The 9,858-nt window shown below is 41.4% G+C and carries 11 protein-coding genes; 4 read left to right on the forward strand and 7 right to left on the reverse strand.

Annotated elements, in window-relative coordinates:
• Positions 1-345 precede the first annotated feature (345 nt).
• From IIC38_18575 to IIC38_18595, 5 genes are all read right to left on the reverse strand, one after another.
• Positions 346-1,281: a N(4)-(beta-N-acetylglucosaminyl)-L-asparaginase gene (locus IIC38_18575; protein MCH8127932.1), complete on the reverse strand. Its 936-nt coding sequence runs from the start codon at positions 1,279-1,281 to the stop codon at positions 346-348.
• Positions 1,282-1,652: 371 nt separating this feature from the next.
• A complete protein-coding gene (locus tag IIC38_18580) occupies positions 1,653-2,915 on the reverse strand; it encodes a tetratricopeptide repeat protein (GenBank protein ID MCH8127933.1) in 1,263 nt (420 codons plus the stop codon).
• Between the two features lie 317 nt (positions 2,916-3,232).
• The gene (locus tag IIC38_18585) at positions 3,233-3,400 is read right to left on the reverse strand and encodes a hypothetical protein (GenBank protein ID MCH8127934.1); all 168 of its coding nucleotides are present in this window, start codon (positions 3,398-3,400) and stop codon (positions 3,233-3,235) included.
• Positions 3,401-3,619: 219 nt separating this feature from the next.
• Positions 3,620-3,943: a hypothetical protein gene (locus IIC38_18590; GenBank protein MCH8127935.1), complete on the reverse strand. Its 324-nt coding sequence runs from the start codon at positions 3,941-3,943 to the stop codon at positions 3,620-3,622.
• Between the two features lie 354 nt (positions 3,944-4,297).
• Positions 4,298-5,320 (reverse strand): DUF4097 family beta strand repeat protein, encoded by a 1,023-nt coding sequence (locus IIC38_18595; GenBank protein MCH8127936.1) that lies wholly within the window; start codon positions 5,318-5,320, stop codon positions 4,298-4,300.
• A 202-nt stretch (positions 5,321-5,522) separates the two neighbouring features.
• Between IIC38_18595 and IIC38_18600 the strand changes: the two genes are divergently transcribed.
• From IIC38_18600 to IIC38_18615, 4 genes are all read left to right on the forward strand, one after another.
• Positions 5,523-6,758 (forward strand): geranylgeranyl reductase family protein, encoded by a 1,236-nt coding sequence (locus tag IIC38_18600; protein MCH8127937.1) that lies wholly within the window; start codon positions 5,523-5,525, stop codon positions 6,756-6,758.
• Positions 6,759-6,784: 26 nt separating this feature from the next.
• Positions 6,785-7,189 (forward strand): CDP-alcohol phosphatidyltransferase family protein, encoded by a 405-nt coding sequence (locus IIC38_18605; protein ID MCH8127938.1) that lies wholly within the window; start codon positions 6,785-6,787, stop codon positions 7,187-7,189.
• Positions 7,143-7,430, forward strand: a complete 288-nt coding sequence (locus IIC38_18610; GenBank protein MCH8127939.1) for a hypothetical protein — start codon at positions 7,143-7,145, stop codon at positions 7,428-7,430. The genes IIC38_18605 and IIC38_18610 overlap by 47 nt, the downstream gene beginning before the upstream one ends.
• Positions 7,431-7,495: 65 nt before the next feature.
• Entirely contained in the window at positions 7,496-8,086 is a 591-nt protein-coding gene (locus IIC38_18615) for an HAD-IB family phosphatase (protein MCH8127940.1), read from the forward strand.
• A gap of 385 nt (positions 8,087-8,471) precedes the next feature.
• On the opposite strand, the gene IIC38_18620 is transcribed toward IIC38_18615, so the two are convergent.
• A complete protein-coding gene (locus tag IIC38_18620; protein ID MCH8127941.1) occupies positions 8,472-9,026 on the reverse strand; it encodes a DUF1415 domain-containing protein in 555 nt (184 codons plus the stop codon).
• A 208-nt stretch (positions 9,027-9,234) separates the two neighbouring features.
• On the reverse strand, positions 9,235-9,858 hold a 624-nt coding region (locus tag IIC38_18625; protein MCH8127942.1), incomplete at its 5' end, for a M24 family metallopeptidase.

The raw sequence follows: 9,858 nt of genomic DNA on the forward strand, positions 1-9,858 counted from the left end.
TTATCACAAAGATAACATTTTTGAGGTTTTTTGGATTCTTCCATTTTTACTTATCTTATCTTTTAGTATTTATTTTAATTATTCCTAATTTTTCTAGTTAGTGTATACAACAAAGGAAAAACTTAGTACAGCAATATATAACTAATTAAAACACAATAATACTTATATTTTTGGGAGAAAATATTTCGTTAAACCTGAAACGGAGAAAGGGGGATAGAATAGCCTTAACTTTTATCCTAGATGAAATATCCAGGAGATGCGACCTCCCTTACAAGCACGTAATTGTTATTCGGTAGGAATCTTGTTATGAATAATAAATTGCATCCAGAATCAAGCTTCCAGCAACTACATCACATGATAACCTCGATGGATCTCCAGTCCGTCCTTAGTCATTGCAGTATATTCAGGACCTTGGCCCCGGCCACGGATACCGCCGCGGTAGTACTCGCCGTCTTTGTTGATGGCGATAAAATTATCAGAAAAATCAGGTTTGCCGTTGTTGTGATCGATGATCCGTTGACAGCAATTTTCCACCGCTTCTCTCGGAGACATCCCGTGGCGCATGTTTTCCACAACCAGAAAGCTGCCGCAAACCTTGATCACCGCCTCGCCGCGCCCGGTTGCCCCGCAAGCGCCGATATCATTGTCGACATATAAGCCTGCGCCAACGATTGGAGAATCGCCGGCTCTGCCCGGTATTTTAAAAGAAAGCCCGGATGTAGTCGTACAGCCATACAAATTGCTGTCTTCATCTAGACCGATTACGTTAATGGTACCGGTAGAGCGGCCGGGGATATTATACTCGCCATCCTCCGGTGGGAACCAATCATCCTTTTCACTGAGGTTTTCTTTCCACTTCAGCCAAATTAATCGAGCCCTCTCCGTTAACAGATTTTCTTTCTTGTAGCCATGCGCCATTGCAAATCGAAGCGCGCCTTCGCCAACCAGCATAACATGGTCGGTGCGTTCCATAACCAGGCGGGCAATGTTACTGGGGGTTTTAATATTTTCCAGGCCGGCAACTGCGCCGGCGTTCCTGGTAGGACCGTGCATGACGGTGGAATCCAACTGCACGACACCTTCCTCATTGGGAATCCCGCCATAACCGACAGAAGAGTCGGTGGGATCCAATTCAACGACATTAGCGCCGCCGATAATACCATCCATTAAATCGCCGGACTTTTCAAATGCAGACCAGGCGGCCTCCAGTACTTTTTTACCCCAATCACCGCCATTGCCGCGACCGGTTATAATGATTGGTTTCTTGCCCTTGCTACGCATCAGGTTTTTAGTAATATATGGCGCCCCACCACCAAGAAATGGAATGGCTGCTCCGGCGCCGAAAAGCTTCTTCACAAAATTTCGTCGATGAATTCTTTTTGACATGATACCTCCTTCAACAATTGTGTGTGTTGGAATTATGCGTCAAGTTAATTCTTGTAATTTTACGAATTGACTAATGGTAACAAGGAGATTAGTAAAACGCAATAGAATTCTTATAAAAATATTATTTATACAGGATTAGACCGCAAAGGATTTTTTTTGACAGGATGAACAGGATTTACAAAATGACAAATCAAAGGGTTATGGTTTTTAGGTATTTTCTCTTCTCTGCTTTGAGTTTGTTATAGTTGATACTAAACCAAATCATTTTACGGCCGATTGGGGAGATCGGTAAAAGCGCCGATAAATCGCGTTCGATAAGTTTCACCCTGGTAGGGAGTTTCGATAAACCTTTCTGCCAGCTTTTTTTCGTTACCCATTTTTTCAAATTTCCGTACTTTTTTATAAGCTGAAATTGCCGCCATACGTTTGTTCTGCAGGTCATATATCTTGCCAAGGGTTAAGTAGGCTAATGCGGTTAAATAACTGCCATTCTTCTTGGGATATTGTTCGCAATAATCTTCAAGCAGCAGCATTGCACGGGTATAATTCTTTTCGGTGAAATGAAAGTAGCCCTCCATAAAATTAAACTTGTTCAACCACCAGGGATAAAAATCCAACTCCTTCGCTTTAATAAATGCACGAACCGTATCAAGATCGCTTTTTAAATGTTGCCATTCACTTTGATTATGGTTTAAAGCATAATAGAACCTGGAATTGGTCCGCATCGTGTAGAACTCCAGGCTGGTAGGATATTTTTCTAGTAGAGAAGTCAAAATATCTATGGCTTTGCGGTATTGTTTGCTATAATGAATATGAGCAAAGGCGATGGTTTCAATTGCAACTAATTGTGTGAATTTTCCTTTTTCAACTGCAATATTCAAGTGCTCATAACCAAGCTTTGCATCCCCGGCTGGGATCGGAAGGAGACGCTGGATAAAACGAACGATTCCCGTTTGATTCCCGGCAACCACATGGTATAATCCGGAACCAAAATAAATGTCATATAGGGTGGAATCCAGGACCAGTGCTTTTTCAAGATACCGGATACCCCGCAAAGCAGCTAATCCTGTTTTGATCCATTTTTTTTCCCGCGCATAGATTGCCCCTTCATAACCGTAAGCGCCGCCGGCGAAGAAATGCGCCCTGGCATCACGGGGATAGGTTTTAATCTGTTTTCTTGATCTTGAGATTGCTTCTTTCAACCACATTTTTGTGGTGTCATTATAATCACTGTAATTTTTTAAATAGAAGCCCTTTTTCATTGAGATAACCGCCCGAATGAAATAACCGGCTGGTGAATCCGGGTAACGGTCGATGAGAATTTGTGATACGGAATCTGCAGATGCGTACTCTTCCCGGTAGAGCCAATCGATGGTTTCGGAGAGTTTTAAGTCGATCTGATCCCATTCTATCTTTTTTTCATTTGCTGTTCCATAAATGAAAGCATTGAATCCAATCAATAAATATATAAACACAAACAAGATTTTTAGATAGCCTGATTTCATGTTGCCCGGATATATTTTTATCATTATTTATTAGATAACCAATATTAGGGTAGGATACACAACCATTTAATTCAATCAAAGTTGGAGGAATATTGGTTGGGAAAGTCAATCCGTTGATTGACTAACTCATTGGAAAAAATGAGAGTGGCGCCGCTATACAAAATCAATATTTAAAAGGATTCACAATTTTAATTCCTCCGTAAAATCATCGTTTAAAACTTCTGACAAAAGTTCAATTACATTGGTCTTGAAATTGGATTTGTCAGATTCAAAAAGTGTAATTAGCATGGACATCCAACACCGCAAAATGGGTTATTACTTCCTCTGTTTCCAGGGGTCGATCAAGGCCGTCGAATGTAACAAAAAAACTTAACCGGCAACTTCCCCTGGTTGGCATCCCAGGAAAAGCGCAGGTTGCCGTTTTTGTCGTATTTGAACTCGGTTGTATCGGCGTCCGGAGTGACCCGTTTGGTCAGTTGATTGAGGGTGTAGTATTCGTAAGTCGTGATCTAACCATTTGCAGTAGAACCTGTTGTGACGGGGATCGAAATAGTTTAGGACGCGTAGTGGTAAGGTTATTAACGATATCAAAAATGAATTCAGTCGTGGTTTGAGAGTGGTAGCTCCCGGCATTACTAAATAATTTAATAGTGTCGCTTATGTAACTGGTAATCATGAGGTTCATAAGTTAATTCCGTATAACCTCCGGTACGGGTAGGTGATTTTCTTCAGAGTCCATCAAAAAGATAGCCGGAATCCGGTTTTCGGTTTGCTCCGAAGTTGTATATTCTCCAGTAACAAGGGGTTACATGTAAACCTTCCAAAACCTTCGTAGTATTTAACCTGTTGTTGATATAAACCCTAATGGTCGATGGCATCTGAAAAACGAGATGGGAGTGATTGTGATTCATCATATTCCAATACATAAGAAGGCAGCGGCCCCCCCCCCCCGTCACTGCCTTCTCGATAACAAACAATAATCGCAGCCACATGGCATCACTTGCGCCAAAATAATCATAACTCAGTATTAATTTCTTAATTTTCTTAACCAAATCGTTTCCTATCTAGTAGATTATCCGGCGACTACAATGATAATATGACTATCAATATATAATGCCGTAAATTATGACAAAAAAGTAACAAGATTTATGGAAAAAAATACTGTTATCCAAATCTCAAATCTTAACCCAGCTTATTATTTGGGGAGAGAACTTCTATTTTATTTATTAAAAATGTTAGATTTTTTTCCTAGACATTGCCATGTTGTTTTGATTTTTGAAGGCCAAAATTCCTATAAAAGCCCCTTGTTTTAAACATCGGCTCAGATAATGAGTGATTAGTGGTTGCAGGCCAAAAAAAAAGCCGGTTAAAAACCGGCTTTTAAACTCAAGGTATGTAATTTATTTTTAACGTCGAACCAACTTTATACCCCCGCCAGAGGATCTAAGCGTAAGCAGCGGCCCGCCGCCATTTAATTCACCGCGCAGCCTGCTTCTGGATATTTTACCTCGCACTTTTACCGGAAAATCTACCCTCACCCTGCCGCCTGAGGTTCTGGCATCGATGTCTACTTTAACATCCTCGTCCATGTAAAGCGTTACCGAACCACCGGAAGTCTTCAAGTACACCGGTCCTGAAGGCTGCCCAACCAATTCTGCTTTTATACTGCCACCGGAAGTGGAAGCATTGACTTGTCCAGAAATATCAATCAGCCGAATTCCACCACCGGATGTATGTGCTTCCAGGTCGCCGCTCATCCCTTCTGCTGTTATGGATCCGCCCGACGTCTTACATTGGATAGATCCTACGCAATCCATAACTTTGATGCTGCCTCCGGAGGTCTTCAAATATGCATCCCCGGTAATATTCTTAGCAGTTACCGAACCGCCACTTGTTCTTGCCTGGATATCTCCGGTCAATTCATCTAATCTTAAAGAACCACCGGAAGTTTTCAATCTTATTTCACCATTAACATTTTCAACTTCTACACTCCCCCCGGATGTAACGATGTCCAAGTCAAATGTTGAGGGCACCTCAATCTCATAAATGACTTTCAATCTATTCCAAAAAGAACTTCTCCAAAACCCGGGTTTGCTATATTCTCCATAGATTTCAACGCCATCTCTGGTCTGGTTAAAATCCAATCGAAACCGATCAAACATTTCTTCTGCGCGATCCTTACTGACTCGATTGGCGCCTTTTATGACTTTAACAGTCACTTCATTCCCGGAACCGCCAACTATTTGCACCGAACCTCTATCCGTATCTATGATTAAAACCTGGCCATTTTTAACTGAGAAATTCTTTTCAACAACCTCCTGGTACTTAAACTTGTCGTCATATTTCCCGGCATATGCAGAACCAAAAACAAAAATCGTTAAAAGGAGGACCCAGAAAAAATTCCATCTCAAATAAAGTTTACTTTGCATATCTCAAACTCCTTCATTGTTTCAAGATGCCAAAACTATAACCAAGGCGTAAAATATATATAAAATAACTCCAGGTAATACGTTTTGTCAAGTAAAATGTTTCAACTTAATTATGGATATTGATATCAAAAACCTTTACATTTTGCCGAATCACTTTTAACATAAACAGGTCGGATTTTTGCAAGGAAATATTAATTTTGATATCGTCACAGACATCGCAGTAATCGGAGCCGGTCCGGGCGGTTGCGCAACCTCATTATTCCTCTCCAAAGCAGGAATTAATCACACCTTATTTGACAAGGCAATTTTCCCAAGAGATAAAGTTTGCGGGGATGCTATTAGCGGCAAAGCGATAGCTGTTTTCAACCAACTCGATCCATCCATACTCGATGGTATCAAAAGGGACGAATCCGCCTTCCTGGGCAGCTGGGGTGTCACTTTTTTTGCGCCAAATGGTAAACCGCTTGAGGTGCCTTTCAAGATGAACCTGGAAGAGCAAGTGGATGCGCCGGGATTTATCGCCAAGCGAATTGATTTCGATAATTATCTCGTTGAACAATTAGATCATAAGACAGCAGACATCCATTTGGGCGCTTTTGTAAAGAATGTCGAGCACACAAACAATGGTATAAAGATTAGTTTTCAGCATGAAGGGAAAGAGAAAACCTGCATGGCACAACTGGTCATTGGCGCCGAAGGAGACCGGTCGATTGTGGCAAAAAAACTAGCCCATCATAAAATGGAGCCTGAGTATTACTGCGCCGGCATTCGTGCTTATTATGAAAATGTAACCGGGATTCATAAAAATAATTTTATCGAACTTCATTTTCTACGAGATGTTTTACCGGGTTATTTCTGGATTTTCCCTTTGCCAAACAATATGGTAAATATCGGCTTAGGTATGCTCGCTTCAGAAGCCCGCAAAAAGAATGTCAACATCAAAAAAGTCATGCTGAATGCGATCAAAGAAAACCATACCATAAAAGACAGGTTTAAAGATTCAATTCTCCGGGGCCAAATCAAGGGTTGGGGGCTGCCGTTGGGTTCGATTAAAAGAAAACTCTCGGGTGACCGGTTCATGCTAGTGGGAGACGCCGCGTCGTTAATCGATCCGTTTACAGGCGAAGGGATTGGCAATGCTTTTGTGACCGGCAAAATCGCTGCAGAATTTTCTCAACAAGCGCTTGAAGAGAAAAACTTATCCGCTTCATTCCTGGCAAAATATGATGAAGAAGTCTATAATGAATTGTGGAGCGAGCTGAAATTAAGCCATACATTACAAAAGTTAGTAAACTTTCCCTGGTTGTTCAATTTTCTGGTTAACAAAGCGCGCAAGAATAAGACGATTCAAGAAACCATCACTTGTATGTTTGAAGACTTAGATATGAGGGCAAAATTGCGTTCACCCTCCTTTTATTTTAAGTTGCTGTTTAATTAAAACCATGATTATGTTGAGGGAGTGCCATGGCCGCAAATATCATTACTTTAGGGCGGATCGTTCTGACATTTTTTGTTATCATTCTTTTTCTGGGTGGATTCTATTTCCGCATAATCGCAGTGCTGTTAACGATATTAGTTGTTTACCTGGATTCTCTCGATGGCATTGTTGCGCGTAAACTAGGATTGGCCAGCGGAATTCGGCGCATTGTTCGACATTACCGGAGATCGCATCGTAGAGCATATTTACTGGATCTTCTTTACCAGTGTTGGGATTGTAAGTTTTTGGGTGCCGATCATATTTGTTTGTCGAAGTTTTTTGGTCGATACGCTTCGCAGTGTCGCATTTGCGAAAGAAGGCAAGACCCCCTTTGGAGAAAAAAGCATGATGCGTTCTTCATTTACCCATTTTCTCACAGCATCCCGTTTTAGCCGTGCTGTTTATGGCGCCGGTAAAGTTTTGGCATTCATACTATTGGGTGCGATTCTTGCCTTAAATAAGAAGCCCGATTTGTTATCACAAAATACTTTTGATCAATTAAAACTTATCACTCAATCTATTGTTTGGATTGTCGTGGTGATGAATTTAATCCGGGGATTACCAGTCTTGTGGGATGGACGCGCTTATTTGTTTGACAAAAAATTTCCCCGTTTGCTCAAAGACGCCGGATAGCTCATGGCCAAATGGGCAGTATTCGACGTTGATGGCACTTTGCTGCCCAAAACGTCGATGGAAAAATGGTTCATAACTTATGCAGTAAAAAGGCGCTTGATACCTCTCAAAAATCTATTCTATTTTTTTCTTCAGCTTTAAATTTTACTTTGAAAGGAAATTGGGTAAACGCGTTTAAAGGGAATAGGCTGTATTTAAAAGATTTACCAGTGGATAGAATAAATAAAACAAGTCTTCTCTTCTTTGAAATAAACATTGTACCTGCTTTATCTGCTGATGGCAAGGAAACAATAGATCGCTACCGCAGTCAAGGGTATAAAATACTGATCATGAGCGGATCGCCGGAATTTCTGACGCTTTCCCTGGAAAATATTTTTCATCCCGAAAAAATAATCTCCACGAATCTGGAAACCAGAGAAGGCAGGTATATCGGCCAAATTTCCGGAATGCATCTTTACGGAAAACACAAAACCCGGATCCTGAAAAACTTACAAACTGAATTGGAGATCGATTTCGAAAAATCGATTGTATTTGCTAATCATCATGCAGATGCAGATCACATGGATTTATTTGGGGAAGCAGTGGCGGTAAATCCCACGCAAAAATTAAAATCTATTGCAGAAGAGAAGAGTTGGAGGATTGAATTTTGGGCCTAAGAAGAACGGCTTGGCGATAAGCTGCGGCGTCCTGTTGAAAATGCGTCGAATAGGTCACGCGATAAAAGACTATGAATCATGATTGATTAATAGGAATCTCCATCATTAACCCTTGTGTTTCATTGTATTTCCTCCTTTTCGAGATGTTTAAATGTCAGCAAAATTATGAATAATTTTAATAGCCAAACTGGAGCTTCTAATAATAAAGCGAGCAACCTAACTCTTAGTTCACCGGACTGGCGGGCCAACCAAGTGAACGGTTAATAAATCAAAACTGTCGGTGACAGTTACGGGTTTGATTATACATTGGGCGAGCCAGTTCCGTGTGCAACGCTGGGTTATGTGGTGCGTCGCACAGGTTTATTCTCGGCTGAGTTTTGATACCTTACGGGTTCCTATCGTTTAAACAGGATCTCAATAATGCCTGCAGCTTGTCCTGTCCCAGGTCATTCATTAGCGCTTTGTTTCGCACTGGAATTTGATCGACTTCAGGATAGTCCGCAATGACTCGCTCAAGACTCGCCTCTCGAATAAGATGCAACATGGGATAGGGCGAGCGGTTCGTATAGTTCTCTACATCGTCCGGCTTTGTACCGTCAAACTGATAGTCCGGATGAAAGCTGGCTATCTGATAGATACCTTCCAATCCCATCTCCACAAGTAAACTATCGGCATAACTCAGAAACTGATTGTAGTCGCAAAAGTCTTGCAATACACCTGAGTGAATCAGCAGCGTGGTTTCAACTGACGGATCAGTATTGAGCAATTCCAACTCGGCTTGCAGAGCCATCAACAACTGCTCTTCCGTTATCGATGTAGTGGTAGCAAAGCGCACCCTGTTCTTCACCATCTCACGTTTGGCAAATGGACAGAGATTCATTCCCACAACCAAAGTTTCAACCCACTGCCGTACAGGTCGAACCATTTTCTCGTCATACACGAGATCACCTGATCTTGAAGCTTCCTTCATTCGCCTTCCATATAACTAGTAATTCAATAGTTTCTTGATAACATCCCAAAACTATGAGATTTTTACTAACTTGTAAAAGAAACTTAACTTTTGCAACAAAACCTAACTGAATAACACCCTATACGGGACGGTTTTAAGAAACTGCATAACAATCAGTTCTATAATTTTATTTAACCTGTCAATTCATTCTAGGAATCAAAATCAATTCTTCCTGCCTGCCATCAATAAACCAAACTTTTGTACCATCAAAAAAAGCATCCTCTTCCAGCATGATTCGAATTTCTTTTTGGTTCCATTCCGGAATTGCAACTGTGGCATTTAATTCAATTGAATAGGCCGTATTCGGCAAAAGCGGATAATCGCCACGGCCCGGAACTCCTCCCTGTTGATCCCACATTCCAATCGTTGGTCCGGCAGCATGACCATGGAAACCAATCGGATGAGTGTAGATGGAAGGCTTGATTCCTTCCGCTTTTGCTTGTTCCAGAGATTTGCTAAGAATTTCATTCCCCGTTCTACCCTTTTTGAAATTGGTTGTTAAAATATCTTGAAGACGGTTTCCAATTTTTAGTGCATTTCTTAATCCTGCCGGTGCTTCTTTTTCTCCCGGTTTCAAAACATAGGCATGTTGCTGGGTATCCGTATTGAGCCGCAGGTAGGTGATACCAAAATCGATATGGAGCAGATCGCCTGGCAAAATGATATCAGAATCCGGTCTGGAGGCAAAAGAGCCTCTCTTCTCCGGTTCCCCGGCTCTTTGAATAGAGACACTGGGATGAAACCAGGTTTGCAGCTTTAATCC

This window comes from candidate division KSB1 bacterium (assembly GCA_022566355.1).
Lineage (GTDB): Bacteria > Zhuqueibacterota > JdFR-76 > JdFR-76 > DREG01 > JADFJB01.